The organism is Streptomyces sp. SAS_272, from assembly GCF_052543235.1.
Genome location: NZ_JBMNDR010000056.1, coordinates 1 through 21,124, shown reverse-complemented (window position 1 = coordinate 21,124; position 21,124 = coordinate 1). Strand labels below are relative to the sequence as shown.

Annotated in this window: 21 protein-coding genes, 1 pseudogene and 1 riboswitch; of the genes and pseudogenes, 11 read left to right on the top strand and 11 right to left on the bottom strand. The window is 73.0% G+C overall.

Annotation, left to right across the window (positions count from 1 at the left end):
- Positions 1 to 129 precede the first annotated feature (129 nt).
- Positions 130 to 396 carry a (2Fe-2S)-binding protein gene (locus ACN6LD_RS27650; RefSeq protein WP_445044623.1) on the top strand — a complete coding sequence of 89 codons (267 nt, stop codon included), beginning with the start codon at positions 130 to 132 and terminating at the stop codon, positions 394 to 396.
- A gap of 40 nt (positions 397 to 436) precedes the next feature.
- Here ACN6LD_RS27650 and bfr read toward each other — a convergent pair whose 3' ends face one another.
- Positions 437 to 916, bottom strand: coding sequence for a bacterioferritin (bfr, locus tag ACN6LD_RS27645; RefSeq protein WP_107444433.1), 480 nt, complete (start codon positions 914 to 916; stop codon positions 437 to 439).
- Positions 917 to 1,102: 186 nt separating this feature from the next.
- Between bfr and ACN6LD_RS27640 the strand changes: the two genes are divergently transcribed.
- Complete coding sequence (locus ACN6LD_RS27640; protein WP_319187747.1) at positions 1,103 to 1,735, top strand: sulfite oxidase-like oxidoreductase; 633 nt, start codon at positions 1,103 to 1,105, stop codon at positions 1,733 to 1,735.
- Positions 1,736 to 1,757: 22 nt separating this feature from the next.
- Here ACN6LD_RS27640 and ACN6LD_RS27635 read toward each other — a convergent pair whose 3' ends face one another.
- The 5 genes from ACN6LD_RS27635 to thiO all read right to left on the bottom strand — a co-directional run bounded on the left by ACN6LD_RS27635 (position 1,758) and on the right by thiO (position 6,980).
- Entirely contained in the window at positions 1,758 to 2,636 is an 879-nt protein-coding gene (locus ACN6LD_RS27635; RefSeq protein WP_445044622.1) for a deoxyribonuclease IV, read from the bottom strand.
- Between the two features lie 34 nt (positions 2,637 to 2,670).
- Positions 2,671 to 4,611 (bottom strand): Stk1 family PASTA domain-containing Ser/Thr kinase, encoded by a 1,941-nt coding sequence (gene pknB / locus ACN6LD_RS27630; RefSeq protein ID WP_445044621.1) that lies wholly within the window; start codon positions 4,609 to 4,611, stop codon positions 2,671 to 2,673.
- A gap of 195 nt (positions 4,612 to 4,806) precedes the next feature.
- The gene (locus tag ACN6LD_RS27625) at positions 4,807 to 5,601 is read right to left on the bottom strand and encodes a thiazole synthase (RefSeq protein WP_445044620.1); all 795 of its coding nucleotides are present in this window, start codon (positions 5,599 to 5,601) and stop codon (positions 4,807 to 4,809) included.
- Positions 5,602 to 5,604: 3 nt separating this feature from the next.
- Positions 5,605 to 5,805: a sulfur carrier protein ThiS gene (gene thiS / locus ACN6LD_RS27620; RefSeq protein WP_266727567.1), complete on the bottom strand. Its 201-nt coding sequence runs from the start codon at positions 5,803 to 5,805 to the stop codon at positions 5,605 to 5,607.
- Positions 5,806 to 5,813: 8 nt separating this feature from the next.
- Positions 5,814 to 6,980 (bottom strand): glycine oxidase ThiO, encoded by a 1,167-nt coding sequence (thiO, locus tag ACN6LD_RS27615; protein ID WP_445044619.1) that lies wholly within the window; start codon positions 6,978 to 6,980, stop codon positions 5,814 to 5,816.
- Positions 6,978 to 7,089: riboswitch (TPP riboswitch) on the bottom strand. Its footprint overlaps the gene before it by 3 nt.
- Positions 7,090 to 7,142: 53 nt before the next feature.
- Between thiO and ACN6LD_RS27610 the strand changes: the two are divergent.
- The 6 genes and pseudogenes from ACN6LD_RS27610 to ACN6LD_RS27585 all read left to right on the top strand — a co-directional run.
- Positions 7,143 to 7,475, top strand: a pseudogene (locus ACN6LD_RS27610) (hypothetical protein); the annotation flags it as partial.
- 185 nt (positions 7,476 to 7,660) lie between these two features.
- Positions 7,661 to 8,902, top strand: coding sequence for an NAD(P)/FAD-dependent oxidoreductase (locus tag ACN6LD_RS27605; RefSeq protein ID WP_445044618.1), 1,242 nt, complete (start codon positions 7,661 to 7,663; stop codon positions 8,900 to 8,902).
- A gap of 65 nt (positions 8,903 to 8,967) precedes the next feature.
- Positions 8,968 to 9,333: an Rv2175c family DNA-binding protein gene (locus ACN6LD_RS27600; protein WP_057580009.1), complete on the top strand. Its 366-nt coding sequence runs from the start codon at positions 8,968 to 8,970 to the stop codon at positions 9,331 to 9,333.
- 76 nt (positions 9,334 to 9,409) lie between these two features.
- Positions 9,410 to 10,057, top strand: coding sequence for a thiamine phosphate synthase (thiE, locus tag ACN6LD_RS27595; protein ID WP_445044617.1), 648 nt, complete (start codon positions 9,410 to 9,412; stop codon positions 10,055 to 10,057).
- 159 nt (positions 10,058 to 10,216) lie between these two features.
- Positions 10,217 to 11,140 (top strand): methylenetetrahydrofolate reductase [NAD(P)H], encoded by a 924-nt coding sequence (gene metF / locus ACN6LD_RS27590; RefSeq protein ID WP_319187736.1) that lies wholly within the window; start codon positions 10,217 to 10,219, stop codon positions 11,138 to 11,140.
- Positions 11,141 to 11,196: 56 nt separating this feature from the next.
- Positions 11,197 to 12,225 (top strand): SCO2102 family sporulation regulator, encoded by a 1,029-nt coding sequence (locus ACN6LD_RS27585; RefSeq protein ID WP_445044616.1) that lies wholly within the window; start codon positions 11,197 to 11,199, stop codon positions 12,223 to 12,225.
- 138 nt (positions 12,226 to 12,363) lie between these two features.
- Here the strand turns inward: ACN6LD_RS27585 and ACN6LD_RS27580 are convergent, their stop codons facing one another.
- From ACN6LD_RS27580 to ACN6LD_RS27560, 5 genes are all read right to left on the bottom strand, one after another.
- Complete coding sequence (locus ACN6LD_RS27580) at positions 12,364 to 13,848, bottom strand: phytoene desaturase family protein (RefSeq protein WP_445044615.1); 1,485 nt, start codon at positions 13,846 to 13,848, stop codon at positions 12,364 to 12,366.
- Positions 13,849 to 13,886: 38 nt separating this feature from the next.
- Complete coding sequence (locus tag ACN6LD_RS27575; RefSeq protein ID WP_445044614.1) at positions 13,887 to 14,501, bottom strand: DUF4126 domain-containing protein; 615 nt, start codon at positions 14,499 to 14,501, stop codon at positions 13,887 to 13,889.
- Between the two features lie 445 nt (positions 14,502 to 14,946).
- Positions 14,947 to 15,573 carry a TetR/AcrR family transcriptional regulator gene (locus ACN6LD_RS27570; RefSeq protein ID WP_319197826.1) on the bottom strand — a complete coding sequence of 209 codons (627 nt, stop codon included), beginning with the start codon at positions 15,571 to 15,573 and terminating at the stop codon, positions 14,947 to 14,949.
- A 44-nt stretch (positions 15,574 to 15,617) separates the two neighbouring features.
- Positions 15,618 to 17,702: a YhgE/Pip family protein gene (locus ACN6LD_RS27565; RefSeq protein WP_445044613.1), complete on the bottom strand. Its 2,085-nt coding sequence runs from the start codon at positions 17,700 to 17,702 to the stop codon at positions 15,618 to 15,620.
- Positions 17,674 to 18,561 (bottom strand): ATP-binding cassette domain-containing protein, encoded by an 888-nt coding sequence (locus ACN6LD_RS27560; RefSeq protein ID WP_445044612.1) that lies wholly within the window; start codon positions 18,559 to 18,561, stop codon positions 17,674 to 17,676. Before ACN6LD_RS27560 ends, ACN6LD_RS27565 begins: the two co-directional genes overlap by 29 nt.
- Positions 18,562 to 18,730: 169 nt before the next feature.
- Between ACN6LD_RS27560 and ACN6LD_RS27555 the strand changes: the two genes are divergently transcribed.
- The 3 genes from ACN6LD_RS27555 to ACN6LD_RS27545 all read left to right on the top strand — a co-directional run bounded on the left by ACN6LD_RS27555 (position 18,731) and on the right by ACN6LD_RS27545 (position 21,079).
- Positions 18,731 to 19,297 carry an SAV_6107 family HEPN domain-containing protein gene (locus ACN6LD_RS27555; RefSeq protein WP_319197829.1) on the top strand — a complete coding sequence of 189 codons (567 nt, stop codon included), beginning with the start codon at positions 18,731 to 18,733 and terminating at the stop codon, positions 19,295 to 19,297.
- A 309-nt stretch (positions 19,298 to 19,606) separates the two neighbouring features.
- On the top strand, positions 19,607 to 20,398 hold the full coding sequence (locus tag ACN6LD_RS27550; RefSeq protein WP_445044611.1) for a class I SAM-dependent methyltransferase: 792 nt from the start codon (positions 19,607 to 19,609) through the stop codon (positions 20,396 to 20,398).
- Positions 20,399 to 20,674: 276 nt separating this feature from the next.
- Positions 20,675 to 21,079: a DUF3040 domain-containing protein gene (locus tag ACN6LD_RS27545; protein ID WP_319196779.1), complete on the top strand. Its 405-nt coding sequence runs from the start codon at positions 20,675 to 20,677 to the stop codon at positions 21,077 to 21,079.
- Positions 21,080 to 21,124: the final 45 nt, after the last annotated feature.

Here is a 21,124-nt window from a genome sequence, read left to right as displayed (position 1 = left end):
CCCCCCCCCCCCCCCCCCCCCCCCCACTCCGCTTTTCCCGTCACGCGACGCCGGGTAAGGTTAGGTTAGCCTCACCGGCCAGGGGAACTCCGGGATCCGGTCAGGCGCGACTCAGGGACCGGCGAGGAGGTGAACCGCGTGTACGTCTGCAGCTGCTTCGGGGTGACCGAGGCCCAGGTCAAACAGCACGCGGACGACGGCGCCTGCACACCGCGCCAGATAGCCTCCGCCTGCAAGGCGGGCACGGACTGCGGCTCCTGCGTACGCCGGATCCAGTCCATCCTGGGCCGGGGCGCCTACCCGCGCCCGGGCACGACCGGGCTCGCCGACCAGAAGGCGCCGGTCCTCGCCGAGCAGAAGGCATCGGTCCTCGCCGCACTCGACGAAGCGGCCTAGCACCGCCGATCGGGCCGCGGTCCGGCCCGGGCCCTCCGGCTCAGCTCTCCGGCTGCTCGATCAGCTGGGCGATGTAGAGCGCCTCGCCGAGCTTCTCCACCAGCTCCAGCTGGGTGTCCAGATAGTCGATGTGGTGTTCCTCGTCCTCGAGGATCGACTCGAAGATGTTCGCGGACGTGATGTCGCCCTTCTCGCGCATCACCTTGATGCCGCGCTTCAGCCGGTCGATCGCCTCCACCTCGATCAGCCGGTCGGCCTCGAACATCTCCTTGACCGTCTGACCGACGCGCACATGGAACAGCCGCTGGTAATTCGGCAGCCCGTCCAGGAAGAGAATCCGGTCGGTGAGCACCTCGGCGTGCTTCATCTCGTCGAAGGACTCGTGCCGCGTGTATTTCGCGAGCTTCGTCCAGCCGAAGTTCTCCTGCATCTTGGCGTGGAGGAAGTACTGGTTGATGGCGGTGAGTTCGCCGGTGAGCTGCTCGTTGAGGAATTCGATGACCTCGGGGTCGCCCTGCATCGCAGAGGCTCCTTCCACGTCGGAGAAATTCGGGAGGTTCCGCCGCATGATTTCACCGGCATCGAAGATCGTCCAGTAAGTGCGCACTTAGTAAGTTAGTGCATGCTTAGTATCACTTGCCCGATTCGGGATATGCCCGGTCATGGCTGGTCATGTGCATCGTCCGGGGTCTGTCAGGATGGAGTCATGGGTCATCCGGTGGAGCGCGAATCTGGAGAAGAGGCGGTGTCCGAGCTTCCGCCGGGACAGCGACTGCAGCGCGGCTGGCCCGTCACCCACTACGGCCCGGTCCCCAAGTTCCGCCCCGAGCGCTGGGAGTTCCGGGTCTTCGGCGCCACCGCCGACGGCGGGAAACGCTGCTGGAACCACGACGAGATCACCGCCCTTCCGTACGCCTCCGTGCTGGCCGACCTGCACTGCGTGACGAAGTTCAGCATGCTCGGCGCCGAGTGGGGCGGCATCCCGGCCCGCACGATCCTGGACATCGCGCCGCCCGCCGCCGGCGTCACCCATGTGATGGTGTGGGCCGAGTACGGCTTCAGCTCCAACCTGCGGCTGTCCGACTTCGCCGCCGAGCGCACGATCTTCGCCACCCACAAGGACGGCGAGCTGCTCACGGCCGAGCACGGCTTTCCGCTGCGTCTGGTCGTCCCGCACCTCTACGCCTGGAAGGGCCCCAAATGGGTCCGCGGCATCGAGTACATGACCGCCGACCGCCGAGGCTTCTGGGAGGAGCGCGGCTACCACAACATCGGCGACCCCTGGAGCGAGCAGCGCTACTCCTACCAGGAGGAGCCCGGGGACGGCCCCGAACTCTGACCGGCTCCCGGGTCTCGCACCCTCAGCCGTCCCGCAGTTTCTTCAGCCGCTGCACGTCCGCCGCGTGGCCCTCCCGGCCGCCTGGCGTCTCGATGATCAGCGGCACGCCCGCCGTCGCCGGGTGGGTCATCAGGTCCCGGAAGGGGTCCTCGCCGATGTGACCCGCGCCGATGTTCTCGTGCCGGTCCTTGTGGGCGCCGGCCACGTCCTTGGAGTCGTTGGCGTGGATCAGCTTCAGCCGGCCCTCGCCGACCGTTTCCACCAGCAGGTCGAGGGTCCGGTGCATGCCGGACGGGCCGGCCAGGTCGTGACCGGCCGCGAAGATGTGGCAGGTGTCGAGACAGACGCCCAGCCTGGGGTGGGAGTCCAGCGCCTCGAAGTACGGCCCGAAGTCCCAGGTCCGGGAGCAGAGCGAGGAGCCCTGCCCGGCGGTGGACTCCAGCAGCAGGAACGGGTCGTCGTCGTGGGTCAGCTCGTCCAGCACCGGCAGCAGGTACTCGCGCACCTGCTTCAGCGCCACCGACCGGTGCCGTCCGCCCGTCGCGCTCCCGGTGTGCACGACCACGCCCAGCGCGCCGATCTCCCGCCCCCGACGCAGCGAGTGCCGCATCGACTCCACCGACCGCTCGGCCGTCGCCTCGGTGTGCGAGCCGAAGTTGATCAGGTACGGGGCGTGCACATACGCCGGGACCGACCGCGCCTCGCAGGCCTCCCGGAAGGCCTCGTCCTGCCGTGGATCGCCCGCCGGCGTCGCCCAGCCGCGCGGGTTGGCCACGAACACCTGGACCGTCTCGGCCTCGAGGTCGTGCGCGTACGACATGCCCACGCGGTGCAGACCGCCGGCCACGGGCACATGGCCGCCGACGGGATTGCGGGAGGGGAAGGGGGGACGAGCACTCACCCGGTCAGGGTGTCATGCCCGCCCGCCCCGTCCGTCACCGGATGGTGATCGTGATCGTCGACCCCTTGGGAGCCGACTTCCCGGCGTCCACGGACTGCTTCTTCACGGTGTCCCCGAACAGGCCGAGCAGGCCGCGGTCCTCGTCGACCTTGAACCCGGACTGCTCCAGGAGCGACTTGGCGTCGTCCACGCTCGCGCCGACCACGTTCGGCACCTCGACCATCTCCGGGCCCTTGGACAGCGTCAGCGTCACGGTGTCGCCCTCGGCGACCCGGCTGTCCGCCTTGGGGGTCTGGGCGGCGACCTTGCCCTTGTCGACCTCGGAGTTGACCTGCTCGGAGGCGACCTTCACCGTCAGTCCGGCCTCCTCCAGCTCGGCCCTGGCGTCGTCCAGGTCCTCGCCGGAGACGTCGGGGACGTCGACCGGGCTGCCCTTGCTGACGACGAGCGAGATCGCGGTGCCCGCGCGGCGCTGCGCTCCCGCCTCCGGATCGGTGCTGATCACCGCGCCCAGGGCGATCTTGTCGCTGAACTCCTCGGTGACCAGACCCGGTTCCAGGCCGTCCTTCTTCAGCAGCTCCTCGGCCTTCTTCAGCGCCGAGCCCTGCACGTCCGGCACCTTCACGATCTCGGGGCCGTCGGAGACGGTGAGCGCCACCGAGTCGTTCTTCCGGATCCGGGCGCCGGGCCCGGGGTCCGTCTGCGTGACCGTGCCCCGCTCGGCCGTGTCGCTGTACGTGTGCCGGACCTTGCCGACCTCCAGCCCCGCCGCCTCCAGACGCCTGCGGGCGTCGGCCTCCTTCTGCGTCAGCACCGAGGGGACCTTGGTGAACTGGCCGGAGTTGATGTACCAGACGCCCGCGCCCACGCCGAGCACCAGCAGGACGACGGTGACGAGCGCGATCACTCCGCGCCCGGGCCGCACGGAACGGCGCCGCGGCGGCAGCGGAGGCGGGCTCTGGAACCGGGAGGTCCGGTGGAGCGCGGCCGCGTCGTCGGCGGGCTCGTCCTCGTTGACGGGCAGCGGGCGGGGGACCGTGAGCGAGCGGGGGATCACGCTCGTGCGGTCCTCGGCGTTGTCGTGCTCACCGGAGAGGGCCTGCGGCGGCAGCGCGTCCAGCTGCTCCTCGGTGAGCGGGGCGCGCGCCTCCCGGACCTGTCCGAGCAGCGCGACGGCGTCGTGCGGCCGGACGCCGGGCGTGCGCGCGGTGGCCGACGCCACGAGTTCGTCCAGCTCGAACGGCAGCCCGGGGACGAGCGCCGAGGGCGCCGGGACGTCCTCGTGGAGGTGCTTGTAGAGCACGATCGCGGGGGAGTCCCCCTCATGCGGTTTGTCGCCGGTGAGCATCTCGTAGAGCACGACGCCGCACGCGTACACGTCGACGCGGGGATCGGCGACGCCCGGCTGGTCGATCTGCTCGGGGGCGAGGTAGGACACGGTGCCGAGCACCGCCCCGGTGGTGCTGGTGACGGTGTCCACCGAGCGCACCAGGCCGAAGTCGGCGACCTTGACCCGGCCGTCGTCCCCGATCAGCACGTTCTCGGGCTTCATGTCCCGGTGCACGAACCCGGCTCGGTGCGCGGCGCCCAGCGCGGCGAGGACCGGCTCCAGGATGTCGAGTGCGGCCCTCGGCTGCAGGGCCCCGCGGTCGCGCAGCACGTCCCGCAGGGTGCAGCCGGCGATGTACTCCATGGCGAGGTAGACGTACGACCTGTCGGCGCCCTGGTCGAAGACCTGCACGACGTTCGGATGGGCCAGGCGGGCGACGGATTTCGCCTCCCGGATGAACCGCTCGACGAACGCCGCGTCGGCGGCGAGCGCCGGATGCATCACCTTGAGCGCGAGCACGCGGTCGAGGCGGGTGTCCACGGCCCGGTAGACCGTGGCCATCCCGCCGACCGCGATCCGCGCCTCCACGCGATACCGGCCGTCGAGCACCTGCCCGACCAGAGGGTCCTGAAGGGTCGTGTCCACGCAGGTGAGTGTACGAGCCGTCACCGACACCCCGCCGATCACACCGGGATCGCAGCGCGACTGCAGCCGAGCTGTGACGCGAACCCGCGGGTAGCGTCCGGGCCGGGCGCGCTCATGGTCCGTGCGGGTCCCGCGCCGTCGACGTCCGCCTCCCGGCCGTCTCCCGGCCGCCTGCCGTCCGGCGGCCGGCCGCCGTCAGAAAGCGGGGCGTTCCGGGTCCAGCGAGGCCAGGCCCTCGGCGGGGGACGACGCCTCGGCGAAGTAGCGGCGGGGGATCCGGCCCGCCAGCCGGGCCGACCTGCCCGCCTCGACGCCGGCCCGCATGGCGTACGCCATCCGCTCGGGATCCCGAGCACGCGTCACGGCCGACGCCAGCATCACCCCCGCACACCCCAGCTCCATCGCCAGCGCCGCGTCCGACGCCGTGCCCGCCCCCGCGTCCAGGATCACCGGCACGCGCGCGTGCTCGACGATCAGCTGGAAGTTGTGCGGGTTGCGGATACCGAGGCCGGACCCGATCGGCGACCCCAGCGGCATCACCGCGGCGCAGCCGGCGTCCTCCAGCTTCCGGGCCAGGACCGGATCGTCGTTCGTGTAGGGCAGCACGGTGAACCCCTCGTCCACCAGCGTCTCCGCCGCGTCCAGCAGCTCGACCGGGTCAGGCAGCAGCGTCCGCTCGTCGGCGATGACCTCCAGCTTGATCAGGTCGGTCCCCAGCGCCTCCCTGGCCAGCCGTGCCGTCAGCACGGCCTCGCCGGCCGTGAAGCACCCCGCCGTGTTCGGCAGCACCCGGATGCCGAGCCGCTGCAGCACCGACAGCACGGACCCGTGCACCGACGGGTCCACCCGGCGCATCGCGACGGTCGTCAGCTCGGTGCCCGAGGCGACCAGGGCCCGCTCCAGGACCTCCAGGCTGGGCGCACCACCGGTGCCCATGATCAACCGGGAGGAGTAGGACGTCCCCCCGAGGACGAGGTCGTCGTCGGCCATGGCTCAGCCTCCCTGGACTGCGGTGAGGACTTCCACGCGGTCCCCGTCGGACAGCGCCGTGGACGGCCACTGCGCGCGCGGCACCACGGTCTCGTTGAGCGCGGCCGCCACCCCTGAGGCCGCGGGCGTCAGGGACCGTACGACGCTGTCGAGAGCGGTGCCGGGAGCGAACTCCCGCCGCTCCCCGTTGACCGAGACGTTCAGTCGGGCGTTCACGCGGGCTGCTCCATGAGTGCGGCGGCGCCGAAACGCCGCGGGGTGAAGGGCCGGGCCTCGTCCGGCAGCTCTCCGGTGGCCAGGACCTGCGCCATCGCGTCACCGGTCACCGGCGTCAGCAGAACGCCGTTGCGGTAGTGCCCGGTGGCCAGCAGCAGCCCGGGCAGCTCCGTCGGCCCGAGCAGCGGCGCGTTGTCCGGGGACCCCGGACGCAGTCCCGCGCGCGTCTCGGTGAGCGGCAGCTCGGTGATGCCCGGGACCAGCTCGTGGGCGTCGCGCAGCAGCTCGTACACGCCCCCCGCCGTCACGGTGGTGTCCCAGCCGAGCTCCTCGCTGGTCGCGCCCACCACCAGTTCGCCGTTCTCCCGGGGGACCAGGTAGACCTGGCTGCCGCGGACCACGGCCCGCACGGTCCGGTTCAGGAACGGCGCGCACCGCGCCGGCACGGCCAGCCGCAGCACCTGCCCCTTGACGGGCCGTACGGCGGGCAGCACGTCCGCCGGGACGCCCGCGAGCCGTCCGCTCAGACTGCCGCCGGCGAGCACCACCTGTCCCGCCGCCGCCGTCGTGCCGTCCCGCAGGACGGCCCCCGTCGCCCGGTCGCCGACGACCGTCAGCCGCTCCGCCCACGTGCGGTGCAGGACGACGCCCGCCCGCTCGCAGGCGGCCGTCAGGGCCCCGGCCAGCCGCCGCGGATCGACCTGGTGGTCGCCGTCGGCCCGCAGTCCGCCGCGGACCCCCGGCGCGAGCATCGGCTCCAGACGCCGGCACTCCCGCCCGGACAGCCACTCCGACTCCAGCCCCGACTGCCGCTGCAGGGCGTGCAGTTCGCGCAGATGGGTGCGGTCGTCGGAGTCCAGCGCGACCGCGAGCGTGCCGCAGCGCCGGTAGCCGACGTCGAGCCCGGTCAGCTCCGTCAGCTCGGCCGCGAAGTCCGGATAGCGGCGGGCCGACGCGAGGTTGAGACCGAGCAGGGTCTGCTCGCCGTAGTGCAGTTCCGTGACGGCGGCCAGCATTCCGGCGGCCACCTGGGCGGCTCCGCCGCCCGGCTCCGGGTCCACCACCGCCGTCGTGAGGCCGCGCTGCGCGGCCCGCCAGGCGGTGACCAGCCCGATGATCCCGCCCCCGATGACGAGGACGTCTGACGTGCGTGGAGACGACATGGGCGTCCAGCCCCTCCCTTCGCCGGCATGACCCGGATCAGGTTCGTACGGTCGGAGGCCGCCAGCCTCCCTCTCAGCCCGGTGCGTCCGGGCTCCCGCGAGTGCTCTACGTTGGCCACCCTAGCCCGACGTGACACGCCTCAGTAAGGGAGCCCCCGGCCCATGGCACGCTCGCTCGACGGCCTCGTCCTCGCCCCCGTGGCCGACCAGGCCCCCGGGCAGGTCGGCCTGCGCACCCGCTTCGCCTACCACGAGCGGGACGGGGTGGTCTGGGCCGAGTACGCGGGCGGCGACGTCGTGCGCGGGCACCTGGTGGGCACCCGCGAGGGGGACCGGCTCGACTTCCGGTACGTCCAGCTGCGGCAGGACGGGACGACCTCCTCGGGGCACTGCGTGTCGACGGTCCGGGAGTCGCCCGACGGCCGGCTGCGCCTCGACGAGACATGGGAATGGGAGTCGCAGCCCGGACACGGCACCAGCGTCGTGGAGCAGATCCCGCAGGAGATCCCCGACGAAGCCCCCGACGAGATCCCCGACGAGATCCCGGACGAGATCCCGGACGGGATCCCGGACGAAGGGGCGGAATCCCCGCGCGGTGCACAGGACGCCCCGCGCGGTGTGGAACAGGTCACCGAGCAGGGCGGCTGACTGACAAAACGTCAGGTGTCTATGGTGATCGGGTGAGCGAGCAGAGGCAGGAAGAGGGCCGGTCCGGAGCGCGGCGCGTGGTCGTCGCCGGTGCGGGCATGGCCGGGGTCCAGACCGCGGTCGCCCTGCGCGAGCAGGGGTTCGACGGAGCCGTCACCCTGATCGGCGCGGAACCCCACCAGCCCTACGACCGCCCCCCGCTGTCCAAGGCCGTCCTGCTCGGCAAGGCCGAGAACTCCGCCTTCGACGTCGACTTCGAGGCCCTCGGCATCCGGCTGGAGCTCGGGCGAGAGGTCCTCGGCCTGCGGTCCGCCGACCATGAGCTGGACACCGAACGCGGGCCCGTCCCCTACGACGTGCTCGTCCTCGCCACCGGGGCCGAGCCCGTCCGGCTGCCCGGCTCCGAGGGCGTGCCCGGCGTGCACCTGCTGCGCACCCTGGACGACGCCGAGCGCCTGCGGCCCGTCCTCGCCCGGCAGCACGAGATCGTGGTCGTCGGCGCCGGCTGGATCGGCGCGGAGTTCACGACGGCCGCGCGCGAAGCCGGCTGCGCGGTCACCGTCGTCGAGGCCGCCGACCGTCCGCTGGCCGGGGCGCTGCCGCCCGAGGTCGCCGCCCCGATGGCCGACTGGTACGCCGACAGCGGCGCCGATCTGCGCACCCACGCGCGCGTGGCGCACCTGGAGCCCGGCGCCGTCGTGCTGGACGACGGCTCGCGGCTGCCCGCCGGCGCCGTCGTGGTCGGCATCGGCGCCCGCCCCGCGACCGCCTGGCTCACCGGCTCCGGCGTGGAGCTGGGCGCGCACCACGAGGTCGTGGCGGACTCGGGCCTGCGCACGAGCCTGCCGGACGTGTACGCGGTCGGCGACTGCGCCTCCTTCCCCTCGCGCAGGTACGGCGAGCGGCTTCTCGTCCACCACTGGGACAACGCCCTCCAGGGGCCGCGCACGGTCGCGGCGAACATCCTCGGCGCGGCCACCGGCGAGCCCCAGGTCGCCTACGACCCGGTCCCGTACTTCTGGTCCGAGCAGTTCGGCCGCTTCGTCCAGTACGCCGGTCACCACGCCGACGCCGACGCCCTGCTGTGGCGCGGCGAGCCTTCGGGGCCGGCCTGGACCGTCTGCTGGCTGCACGAGGGCCGCCTGGTCGCCCTGCTGGCCGTGGGGCGGCCGCGCGATCTCGCTCAGGGCAAGCGGCTGATCGAGGCCGGCACGCCGATGAACCCGCGGCTCCTCGTGGACCCGGCCCGGCCGCTGAAGGCGGCCACCGCCTGACTCCCGCCCCCTGGTCGGACCGGCCCGGCTTCCGACTGTCGGTGGCAGATGGCAGGCTTGTTCCCGTGACCGAGATTGACGCAAAGACCGATGCTCTCGTCCCCGCGTGGCTCACCGTGCCCGACATCGCGGAGATGCTCGATGTCGACGTGATCCGCGTACGGCAGCTGATCAAGGACGGCCAGCTCATTGCCGTCCGCCGGGGCGAGAACCGTGCGCTGCACGTCCCCGCCGCTTTCATCGACGGGGACAAGGTGGTGAAGGGCCTGGTCGGGACCTTGACGCTGCTGCGGGACGACGGCTTCAAGGACGAAGAGATGCTCGAGTGGCTCTTCACCCCCGACCCGAGCCTGCCCGGTACGCCCGCGCAGGCCCTGAGCGAGAATCGCGGCACGGAGGTGAAGCGCCGCGCCCAGGCGCTCGCCGTCTGACCCGCGGATCCGCACCGACACCCGGTGTACGGGGGTGCACCCGGCCCCCGTACACCACCACCCTGGGGGACCTCGTATGCCCGACACCGCCCGCACCCGCCTGGCAGCGGCCCGGCTGTACCTGTGCACGGACGCCCGCACCCGGCAGGGTGACCTCGCGGAGTTCCTCGACGCCGTCCTCGCGGCCGGCGTCGACATCGTCCAGCTGCGCGACAAGGGCATGGAGGCGGCCGAGGAGCTGGAGCACCTGAAGGTGTTCGCCGACGCCTGCGCCCGGCACGGCAAACTGCTCGCGGTCAACGACCGCGCGGACGTGGCGCACGCCGCGCGGGCCGATGTCCTCCACCTCGGCCAGGGCGACCTCCCGGTCCCCGCGGCCCGCGCGATCCTCGGCGGCGACGTCCTGGTCGGCCGCTCCACGCACGCGGCTGCCGAGGCCGAGGCCGCCGCGGTCCAGGAGGGCGTCGACTATTTCTGCACCGGCCCGTGCTGGCCCACCCCCACCAAGCCCGGCCGGCACGCCCCCGGCCTCGACCTGGTCCGGCACACCGCCGGCCTCGGCACCGACCGGCCGTGGTTCGCCATCGGCGGCGTCGACCTCGACAACCTCGACGAGGTGCTGGCGGGGGGCGCCCGCCGGGTGGTGGTCGTCCGGGCGATCACCGAGGCGACGGACCCGGGCGCCGCGGCGGCCGAGTTCGCGAAGCGGCTGAGCGAGGCGTAGGGCGCGGTGGGCGGCCCGTCGGCCCGTGCGGACGGCCCGGCACCGGCTCATACGGTCGTCTCCCGTACGACTGTCCAAGGGATGGACAACAAGTCGGCAATTCGGGCAAATATCCCGCATCCGGTTGGGGGACCGCCCACCCCTGACTAACCTGCGGGTATGGCCCTAGGAACCGCATCCACCAGGACGGACCGCGCGCGCACCGTGCGCGACATCCTGGCGACCGGCAAGACGACGTACTCGTTCGAGTTCTACGCGCCGAAGACGCCGAAGGGTGAGCGGAGCCTGTGGAACGCGCTGCGCAGGGTCGAGGCGGTCGCGCCCGACTTCGTCTCGGTGACGTACGGCGCCGGCGGCTCCACCCGGGCGACCACGGTCCGTGAGACCCAGCAGATCGTCGTCGACACGACCCTGACGCCGGTCGCGCACCTCACCGCCGTGGACCACTCCGTCGCCGAGCTGCGCAACATCATCGGCCAGTACGCCGACGCCGGGATCCGCAACATGCTCGCCGTGCGCGGCGATCCGCCCGGCGACCCGATGGGCGCCTGGGTGCCGCATCCGCAGGGTCTGACGTACGCCGCCGAACTCGTCCAGCTCATCAAGGAGTCGGGCGACTTCTGCGTGGGCGTCGCCGCGTTCCCCGAGATGCACCCGCGCTCCGACGCCTGGGAGAAGGACGTCGCGCACTTCGTCGACAAGTGCCGGGCCGGCGCCGACTACGCCATCACGCAGATGTTCTTCGAGCCCGACTCCTATCTGCGGCTGCGCGACCGGGTCGAGGCGGCCGGCTGTGTGACTCCGGTCATCCCCGAGGTGCTTCCGGTGACGAGTGTGAAGATGCTGGAACGCCTGCCCCAGCTCAGCAACGCCCAGTTCCCGGCCGCCCTGAAAGAGCGGATCCTCACAGCCAAAGACGATCCGTCCGCTGTACGCTCCATTGGCATCGACTTCGCCACGGAGTTCTGCGCACGGCTGCTGGCCGAGGGAGTGCCCGGACTGCACTTCATCACGCTCAACAGCTCCACGGCGACGCTGGAAATCTACGAGAACCTGGGCCTGCACCATCCGCCGCAGGCCTAGACCGGTCGCACCGATTTACGACACACTGCGTAGCGGCCACTGGGAGAGGGGCGTACATGGGCTGGACGGTCCTCTACATCGCGTTCGGCATCGTCGCGCTGTGGCTGCTGGGTGAGGTGCTGCTGCAGTACAAGGCGCGGCTGCGCTGGCGGCTGCTGGCCTTCGTGGGCTTCCTCGGCGTGGTCCTCGGTGTCCTGATCCCGTCGGTCGTCGTCATCGCCCTGGGCGCGGCCGCCTTCGCGGTCGGCCAGACCTACGTCACGCTGTCCTTCCGGCGCGGCTTCGCCGAGGGCTGGGCCTTCCGGCGCGCCGACGCGGAGGACGATGAGGGCGGCGTGGTCGCCAAACGCCGCCGCGGCAAGGCCGAACGCCAGGACCCGAGTCTCGAGGTCTCCGGTCTGCAGGCCGCCGAGGCGGGCTTCGACGCCGGTGCGCCGTACGACGCCGGCGGCGTGGACTCCGTCCGGGACGGCCGCGCGATCGGCGACAGGGACGCCTACGACGACGACTTCGACCGCGACGACGTCTTCACCCCCGCCGCCCGCACCGCCGACCCCGCGACGGCTTCCGTCTACGAGCCGCAGCCCATGCCCGACGACACCGGCTCCTACGGCATATACAGCGATGCCGCGTACGCGGCATCGACCGGCCAGGGGCAGCAGCAGGGGCAGCAGGGGCAGCAGCAGGACCAGTACGCCACGGCCGCCCAGGGCGCCGACCAGAACTACGGCTACGACGGCTACTCCGGTTACCAGCAGCACTACGGCTACGACGCCACCGGCGAGCAGCAGTACGCGGCCTACTCCGACCCCTACATCGGCACCCAGACCTACGGCGGAGGCTCCTACGACCCCGCCTACGGGCAGCAGCAGTACGGGCAGCAGGGCTACGGCCAGGACCAGTACGGCACGGGCGGCGGCTACGGCGAGACCCCGGCCGGCGGCGTCTGGGTCCCGCAGCAGCGCAACACCGACGATCCGCTGGGCGGCGACTTCCCGGCCGAGCAGCAGTACCCCTACCAGGGCGACGGACAGCAGCAGGGGCCCGGTCAGGGAACCGGCTACGACGAGCAGTATCGGTTCTGACGGCCGCGTTCACCCACCGCGTGCCCCGGCCGACGGTCAGTGCGGGCCCGGTTCCCCCACTGCCCGTAGCCGTCGCTCAGCGCCGGGCCGCGTGTCCCGGCTTCTGAGCCGCGCTCGCCCACCGCGCGCCCCGGGCGCTCACTGCGAGCCCCGGAACCGGGGCCCCTCCACGATCAGACCGGACACCAGCGCGCCCGACATCCCCGCGTGCGGCAGCCCGCCGCCCGGATGCGACCAGCCGCCGACGGCGAACAGGCCCTGCAGTCCGGTGGAGTTGGCGGGATGCAGCATCCGTCCCCCGGCCGCCGCCAACGCCGGCGCCGGAACGGCCCCGCCCGCCGCACCGGTCTCCCGCGCGATGTCCGCCGAGGTGCGCACCTCCCGCCACAGGACACGGTCACGCAGGCCCGGCACGGCCCGCTCGGCGGCGGCGACCAGAGCGTCCGCCCGGAGCTCCGTCTGCCCGGCGGGCAGCTCCGGTCCGGCCGGGACCACGGCAGCGATCGTGACCGCCTCGTGGTCGCCGTCCGGGACCAGCCGGGCGTCGTCCGGCCGCAGGACCGTCACCGTAGGCAGCGCGGGCGCCGACGGCACGGCGCCGAAGAGGCTCGCCAGCTCGCCCTCACGGTCCTGCGTGTGCACCACCGTGCGATGCGTGGCGTCCTGCGGACGGGGGCCGCGCAGCGCCAACAGCACGGTCAGCCGGCTCGGCAGGGAACGCTGGGGGACGACCTCGCCCTCGCCCCGGACGGGCAGGCCCGCGAAACTGCCCGGGGCGATCACGAAGTCCGCGTCCGCCACGCGGCCGTCGGCCAGCTCCACGCCCGCCGCCCGGCCGTCCTTCTCGAGCACGCGTGTCACCTCGGCGTCGAAGACGAACCCGACCCGGCGGGCCAGGCACCGCTCGTACACCGCGCGGGCCAGCTCCCGCATCCCCCCGCGCACGTACCACGTGCCGAAGGCGTGCTCCATGTACGGCAGGACGGCCGCGCTCGCCGGAGCGACCCTCGGGTCGAGACCGTAGGCGAGCGCGTGGGACTCCAGGAGCGCGGCGAGCCGGGGGTCGCGCAGCTCCCAGGCGCCCACCTCGGCGAGGGTGCCGGCGCGCCGGGTGCGCAGCAGACGCCGGTGCGGCACGGCCGGGTAGGGCTCGCGGTCGGCCAGCACCGACCAGTTCGGCCACAGGGGCTCCTCCAGGAGCGGGCGGCGGGTGCGGTCCCAGGCTTCGCGGGCCCGCACCAGGAAGTCGCCCCAGCGCTGCCCGGCCTGCGCGCCCAGTGCCTCGTCCAGCGCGGAGACGACCCCCGCGCGCGAGGCGTTCGGCAGGGCCGCCTCGGCGCCGTCGGCGAAGACGTGCCGGGCCGACGGGTCGACCTGGACCAGCTCGATGCACTCCTCCAGGGGCTCCTTGCCGGTCTTGACGAACAGGTCGCGCCAGACGGCCGGGAGCGGAAGCAGCCCGGGACCGGTGTCGAAGCCGAACCCGTCCCGTTCGAAGCGGCGCACCGCTCCGCCGTACGTGTCCGTCCGCTCGTACACTGTCACCCGGTGGCCCGCCACGGCCAGCCGGGCGGCCGCCGCCAGCGCGCCCATGCCGGCGCCGATCACCGCAATCCCTGCCATGCTCGCGACCTTATCGGCCGCCCCTGACACTCACTCCGTCAGCCCGGCGGCGGCCACGGGAGCCGGGTGAGCCGGCGTTCCTCCCGCCGCTGCGCCCTGCGCCGCAGGAACCGCCGGATGCGGGAGACGAGGAAGAACAGCACCGTCAGACCGGCCACCAGCAGCGTCGCCGCGACGGCCGAGGCGGCCACCGGATGGAAGATCGCGAACGTCACGATCCCGGCGACGCCGAGGTCCTCGGCCAGGCTCACGATCACGTTGCTGAACGGCTCCGGCGAGGAGTTCACCGCCATCCGGGTGCCTGCCTTGACGGCGTGGCTGGCCAGCGCGGTCGAACCGCCGATCAGGCCGGCCGCCGCGTCGGAGAGCGAGCCGCTCTGCCCGGCGAGCACCGCGCCCACCCAGGCTCCCGCCGCCGGCCGGACGACGGTGTGCACCGCGTCCCACGCCGAGTCCACGTACGGGATCTTGTCGGCGACCGCCTCGCACAGGAACAGGACGCCCGCGGCGATGAGCACCTCGGGGCGCTGGAGCGTTCCGGGGACGTCGTCGCTCAGGCCGGTGGCGCCGAACACGCCGAGGAGCAGCACCACCGCGTAGGCGTTGATGCCGCTGGCCCAGCCGCTGGTGAAGACGAGGGGGAGTACGGACACGGAGGCGATCGTAACCAGTCGGCCGCACGGCGTCCTGGGGATGAGCGCGCGGGCCTGAGTACGCGTACCTAGGGGGTGAGTTGAGTATGTGCACGGATGGGCGTCGACCTGCGAGGACGGGAGAGTGGAGACACGGAGAGAGGGGCGGCTCCGGCACCGGCGACACGGGGCGCCGGAACGGAGCGGCCCTCGATCCGCTCCTTCCGCCGACGGGTTCGGCGGGAGCGAGGCACGGGGGACCCCTAGGGGGACGACCGAAACCGGGGGGCAACGGGGGACACGGGGGAGAAGAAAGGGGAACGGGGGAGCACGAGGAAGCGCCGGTCCGCGGCGGCTCACGGGGGACGTGGCCGCCGCGGACCGGCGCTTTCGTGTGCCCGCGCGTAGACGGCACCGCAGCACGCGCGCGTGGGGGTTCGCCTCGGCCCGCGTGTGTGCCGTTCGGCTAGCGGCGCCCGCTGACCCGTCCCTGCAACAGCCGGGAGAGCGCGGAATGGACGTCGTCCAGTGACCGCTCCGGCTGGAAGGCCTGCCAGTCGAGGGCGGCCACCAGGACCATGCCGACCAGCGCGGCCGCCGTCAGCTGCACGTCGATCTCGTCGCTGAACTCGCCGTTGGCCACGCCCTCGCGCAGCACTTCCTCGACGACGGCCACCGCCTCCTGCCGGACCACCATGAGGGTGGACTGCCAGGCCCGGTTGGTGCGCCACAGCTCCGCCACGTAGAGCTGGGTGAAGGACGGGTAGCGGTCGATGAACACGAGGCCCGCGCGGATCATCGCGTCCAGCGCGTCGACCTTGCCGCCGCCCTCCCGGGCCGTGCGCTCGGCGGCCTCGCGCAGCGAGGCGGTGAGCAGGCCCACGCCGTGCCGCAGCAACTCCTCGAACAGGACCGACTTGCTCGCGAAGTTGTAGTAGACCGTGCCCTTGGCGACTCCGGCCCGTTCGGCGATCTCGTCGACGGTGGTCGCGGAGAAGCCCTGCTCGGCGATGAGGGTGACGGCCGCCTCGTAGAGCTTCTGCCGGGTGGTCTCGCGGCGGGTGCGGCCGCCCGGGGTGGTGCTGCTTTCCATGGTCCCGATTGTCACAGGAACTCGGCCGTTCGGACGACGGATCCTCACAGGGTCAGCTCCGGGTGCAGCCGGGCCGGCGTCCACACCTGCCGACGGCGTGCCGACAGGGCGGTCAGCGCCAGGGCTCCCGCGGTGAAGGCGACGAGCACCACGCACGCGTGCCACACCGGTGCCAGGCCGCCGCCCGTGATGAGCCGGCGCAGCGCGTCGACCACGTGACTCATCGGCAGGTAGGGGTGGACGGCGTTGAAGAAGCCGGGGCTGGTCTGCACGGGATAGGTGCCGCCCGCAGACGTCAGCTGCAGCATCAGCAGGGCGAGGACGAGGATGCGGCCGGCCGCGCCGAAGCGCGCGTTGAGCCACTGCACGAGCGCCGCGAAGCACGCCGACGTCAGGAACAGGAAGCCCACCGTGCCCGCCGCCCGCACCATCTGGAGACCGACCCACCAGTGCAGCACGGCCATCAGCGCCGTGGTCTGCAGCACGCCGATCGCCGCCACCGGGAGCCAGCCCGCCAGCGCGATCCGCCACGCCGGGGCGTCGGCGGCCAGCGCACGCCGGTTCATCGGGGCGATCAGCATGTACGCCACCATCGCCCCCACCCACAGCGACAGCGGGATGAAGTACGGGGCGAATCCGGTGCCGTAGTTGGGCGCCTTGTGCAGGTCCTGGGAGACGAGCCGGACGGGGTCGGCCATGACGGCGGTGCGCGCGTCGCGCTGCGGCTCGGCGTAGTCGGGGATCCGCCGGACGCCGTCGTGCAGGCCGTCGGCGAGCTTGCCGGAGCCGTCCGAGAGCTTGAACATGCCGCCGTCGAGGTTCGCGGCGCCGGTCTCCAGCTTGCCGACGCCCGCGTCCAGGTTCACGGAGCCCGTCTTGGCGGTGCCGAGCCCGCCGTTCAGCTTCTTGACGCCGTTGGCCACCTTCGAGGCGCCCGTGTTCAGCGCGTTGACCTTGGTCACGGCGTCGGTGAGGTCCTCGGAGAGATGCGGGGCGTCGTCGGCGAGCGACTGCGCCTGCTTCCGCAGGGCGCCCAGGTTCGTGCGGAGCGTCTTCAGGTCGCCGTCCTGGTCCGCGATCAGGGTGTTGACGTCGTCGGCGACCGTCGCGACGTCGGCCGCCGAGTCCTTGGCCTTCGCCAGCTCGGCGCAGGCGGGGTCGGGCAGCACGGGCGTCTCGCAGCGTGCCTTGTGGATGGCGGCGAGGGCGTCGGAGGCCGTGTGGGCGGCCTTGGCGGCGGGTGGCGCCGCCTTCACCAGGGCCGCCAGATCGCCGTCGATCAGCTCGGCGGAGTCGGCGACCAGCTGGGCGGTGTCGCCGATGGACTTCTCGTTGTCCTGGAGGAAGGGCCCCACCGCGCCGGAGAAGCCGTTGACCTTGTCGGCGAGCGCCTGGGTGCCGTCCGCGACCTTCTGCGAGCCGTCCTCGAGGGCGTCGGCGCGCTCGTCGAGCTTCGTCAGCCCCTCGGCCAGCTTGCCGCTGCCGTCCTTGGCGTCGCCGAGCCCGTCGGCGAGGGCCTTGGAGCCCTTCTCGGCCTTTCCGATGCCGCCCGTCAGGTCGTCGGCCCCGTCCGCGGCCTCCTGGGTCTTGCCGTGGATGTCGGAGAAGGACACGAAGATCTTGTCGAGGAAGGAGCGGGAGGTCTTCGTGGACGCGGCCGTGCGCACCTCGCTGAAGACGGTCCGGGAGATCTGCCCGACGATGTAGTTGTTCGCGTCGTTGGTGCGCACCTGGAGGGCGCTCGTCGCGGGGGAGTCGCCGGAGTTGGAGGCGATCCGGCGGCTGAAGTCGGCGGGCATGGTCAGCGACAGGTAGTACCTGCCGTCCTCCACGCCCGCGCGTGCCTCCTGGGCGCTCACCTCGTGCCAGTCGAAGACCGCGCTGTCACGCAGCTTCGCGGTGATGTCGTCCCCGGCGGTGATCCGCTTCCCGTCGGCCTTCGCGCCCGTGTCGTCGTTCACCAGCGCCACGGGGATGCGGTCGAGCCTGCCGTACGGGTCCCAGAAGGAGTACAGGTACAGCGCTCCGTACAGCAACGGCAGCAGCAGCAGCGCGACCAGGGCCGCCCGCGGGAGCCTGCCCCGGCCGAACCGCCGTAGTTCAAGCGCGGCCAGTCTCGGCGTCCGCATGCGCCCCCTCCTTCTCGTCGTCGGTCGGGGCGTCGGTGGCGCCCTGTCCGGTGTCCACGGCGTCGTCGCCGTCCTGCCCCGCCCCGCCGGGCGCGGGTTCCGGTGCGTCTGGCGCGCGGACCCCGTCCCGCGCGGCCGGCGCCCCGGCGGCCGGCGCCCCGGCGGCCGTGTCCGCGTCCGTGCGGACCCGGACGGCGTCCGCGGGAGCCTCGCCGCCGCACACGGCGAGGACGGTCGTCCCCGCCTCGGCGAGCGATCCGAGCAGCGTCCAGACCTCGGTCCGCTCGGCGTCCGTCAGCTTCAGGTCGATGTCGTCGACGCCGAGCAGCCTCGGACGCCCGATGAGCGCCAGCGCCACGGAGAGCCGGAGGGCCTCGATGCGTTCCAGATCGCGGACGGCGGTACGCGCGCCCTTGGGCAGGGCCTCGCGGTCGAGCCCGGCGGCCGCGAGGGCGGCGTCGATCTGCGACGTCGTGCGCGCCTCCCGCTGCGCGCGCGGGCGCAGCAGATCGCGTACGGAGCCGTCGAACCGCCTTTGCAGCAGCGCCCGTTCGCGCAGGTGCTCGCCGACCGTCAGGGCCGGTTCGAGGTCCGTCACACCGGCGACGTGCGCGAGCGCGCTGACGCGCCGTACGGCGGCCATCTGCCTGGGCAGCCGGGCCGCGCCGACGGCCGCCGTTCCCTCGGTGGTCTTCATCCGCCCGGTGAGGGCGAGCAGCAGGCTCGTCCGGCCGGAGCCGGAGGGCCCCTCGATCGCGATCAGCGATCCCGGCTCCGCGTCGACGTCCACGCCTCGGAACGCCCATCCGCGGGGGCCTCGCAGCCCCAAGCCGTCGGCTGTGACACCGACTTCGTCCACTGGTTCCCCCGGTGGTTTTTGAACTGACTGGTCAGTGCAAAAACTAACCCGAACTTTCGATCGAGGCAAAGTCCCAGGTCAGAACGGATTGTCAGTGGCATACCGCACGATGGGCACATACGGCAGCCCGTATCGGACGCGCCGTCACACTGACGACAGGAGGTTCGTCATGGCCAACCACCACGCAGCCGCCGCACACCGGCGCCGCGCCACCGGCCCTGCCCCCTCACTGACCGGCCCGGCGAGCGATGTGCACCCCGTGCTCCGCCGCACCACAGCCCCGCCCGCCGCCCTCGACCTGCTCGCCCAGGCCCGCGCGGGCCTGGAAGAGGCGGCCGCCCTCGAGACCCCCAACGACCGCTATGCCACGGCCCATCTCGCCGCCCTGCGCACCGCGGCGGCCGTGCTCGCCGCCCGCGGCCGCCCCGAACCCTCCTCCCGCCGCCGCGCCCGCATCCGCAGCGCCTGGGAGGTGCTTCCCGAGATAGCGCCCGAACTCACCGAGTGGAGCGCGCTGTTCGCCTCCGGCGCCCGGCGGCGCGCCCGGGCCGAGGCGGGCATCCAGGGCGCGGCCGGCCGCCGGGACGCCGACGACCTGATCCGCGACGTGGCGATGTTCCTCCGTCTCGTCGAGCGCATGCTGGTGCTCCAGCCGGTCCTGCCCCAGCCGCGCCACGAGGAGGACGACCCGGGCGGCCCGGGCGCACACCGGCGCGACCTGCCGGACGCCGGCTGACATGCCCGCCCGCGACCGGGCGCCCCCGTCGGCGCAGGGCACCACCGACACTCGGCCGTGCACCGCCCCGAAAGCGGTCCCCGGGCCGGCCGGGGAGGTTGCGGCAGGCGCCGCCCGCCCCGGTCCAGGAGGTCGCGGCCGAGCCCCGTACCGCCGGCACCGGCTGAGGGCGGCGGAGGCAATAGGGTGGAAGGCGCCTGAAGCCTCCTCTCCACCCGCCCGCGCACCGGCGCGGGCCGGGCCCCCCGGGGAGGCAGCCCGTTCGCTCCGCCGCGCAAGAGGCGGTGCCGCGCCGAGGAGTCAACTGCCGTGTCGGATCCGATGCGCCCGCCCGCCTCCCACCCCCGCTCCCGCGCCTCTCTGCGCACCGCCGTGGTCTGGGACGTCCTCCAGGACGCTCTGGAGCGCCGGGTCAAGGCGACCGGCCGCGAGTCGCTGGACGTCCTCGACACCGGGGGCGGCAGCGGCAACTTCGCGGTGCCCGTCGCCCTCCTCGGGCACCGGGTCACCGTCGTCGACCCCAGCCCCAACGCGCTGTTCGCCCTGGAGCGCCGCACCGCCGAGGCAGGCGTCGCCGACCGCGTGAAGGGCGTCCAGGGCGACGCCCACGGGCTGTTCGACGTGGTCGAGCGCGGCGGTTACGACGCCGTCCTGTGCCACGGCGTGCTGGAGTACGTCGACGACCCGGCCGAGGGCGTCCGCAACGCGGTGGCCGCGCTGCGCTCCGACGGCCTCGTCAGCCTCCTGGCCGCCGGCCTCGGCGGAGCCGTGCTCGCACGCGCCCTCGCCGGCCACTTCACCGAGGCCCACCGGGCGCTCACCGGCGCGGACGGCCGCTGGGGCGAGGGCGACCCCGTGCCGCGCCGCTTCACCGCCGAGCAGCTCACCGCACTGGCCGAGGGCGCGGGCCTCCAGGTCGGCGCGGTGCACGGCGTCCGGGTCTTCGCCGACCTCGTGCCCGGCGTCCTCGTGGACACCGAGCCCGGCGCCCTGGAGGCGCTGCTCAAGCTGGAGGAGGCCGCCGCCGAACTCCCCGCGTTCCACTCCGTGGCCACCCAGCTTCATGTGCTCGGTGAGACACGGGGGACCGACGGGAGCTGAGTGCCGCCCGGGTCGTACCGCTGATCAGGCGCTTGACTGTGCATGGAGTACGCCACAGGCCCCCCGTTCCGGGCTTGTGCGCCGTATGATCGAGGGAGACCGCCCGGCATGACGGGTCGGCCGCCGGGGAATGGACACCTCAGCGAGCCGGGACGCCCATGGCGGGCTCCGGTTGGCCAATTGGCGTAGAGGGGCGGGTTTCACGGGGGCGATTCCCTGCCTATCCTGAAGGGACCCCCAGGGTCGCCCCGGCGACTGCACGATGAGGAGGACTCCGTGCCGCTCTCGGAGCACGAGCAGCGCATGCTCGAGCAGATGGAGCGAGCGCTGTACGCCGAAGATCCCAAGTTCGCGTCGGCGCTCGAGGGAAGCGGGCTGCGTACGTACACCCGGCGGCGGGTCTACCAGGCGGTCGCTGGCTTCCTCGTGGGTATCGCGCTCCTCATGGCCGGAATGGTCGCCAAGCAGGTCTGGCTGAGCGTGGTGGGCTTCCTCGTCATGCTGGGATGCGCGGTGCTCGCCGTGACCGGCTGGCGCAAGGCCCCCAAGCCCGGCGAGCAGGCCGCGGCGGGAGCCCCGGGCGCCCCGCGCAGTCGCGGTGAGGGTCGGCAGAAGCGCTCCATGATGGACCGTATCGAGCAGCGCTGGCAGCGTCGGCGCGACGAGCAGGGCGGCCACTGACGCCGCCCACCGACGAATGACATCGAGGGGGCGACCACCCGGCCC

Coding starts and splice junctions, on each gene's coding strand:
- metF (WP_319187736.1), top strand. CDS start 10,217: ATGGCCCTAGGAACCGCATCCACCAGGACGGACCGCGCGCGCACCGTG.
- ACN6LD_RS27625 (WP_445044620.1), bottom strand. CDS start 5,601: ATGGCCGACGACGACCTCGTCCTCGGGGGGACGTCCTACTCCTCCCGG.
- ACN6LD_RS27570 (WP_319197826.1), bottom strand. CDS start 15,573: ATGGAAAGCAGCACCACCCCGGGCGGCCGCACCCGCCGCGAGACCACC.
- bfr (WP_107444433.1), bottom strand. CDS start 916: ATGCAGGGCGACCCCGAGGTCATCGAATTCCTCAACGAGCAGCTCACC.
- ACN6LD_RS27585 (WP_445044616.1), top strand. CDS start 11,197: ATGGGCTGGACGGTCCTCTACATCGCGTTCGGCATCGTCGCGCTGTGG.
- ACN6LD_RS27580 (WP_445044615.1), bottom strand. CDS start 13,848: ATGGCAGGGATTGCGGTGATCGGCGCCGGCATGGGCGCGCTGGCGGCG.
- thiE (WP_445044617.1), top strand. CDS start 9,410: ATGCCCGACACCGCCCGCACCCGCCTGGCAGCGGCCCGGCTGTACCTG.
- ACN6LD_RS27640 (WP_319187747.1), top strand. CDS start 1,103: ATGGGTCATCCGGTGGAGCGCGAATCTGGAGAAGAGGCGGTGTCCGAG.
- ACN6LD_RS27555 (WP_319197829.1), top strand. CDS start 18,731: ATGGCCAACCACCACGCAGCCGCCGCACACCGGCGCCGCGCCACCGGC.
- thiO (WP_445044619.1), bottom strand. CDS start 6,980: ATGTCGTCTCCACGCACGTCAGACGTCCTCGTCATCGGGGGCGGGATC.
- ACN6LD_RS27565 (WP_445044613.1), bottom strand. CDS start 17,702: ATGCGGACGCCGAGACTGGCCGCGCTTGAACTACGGCGGTTCGGCCGG.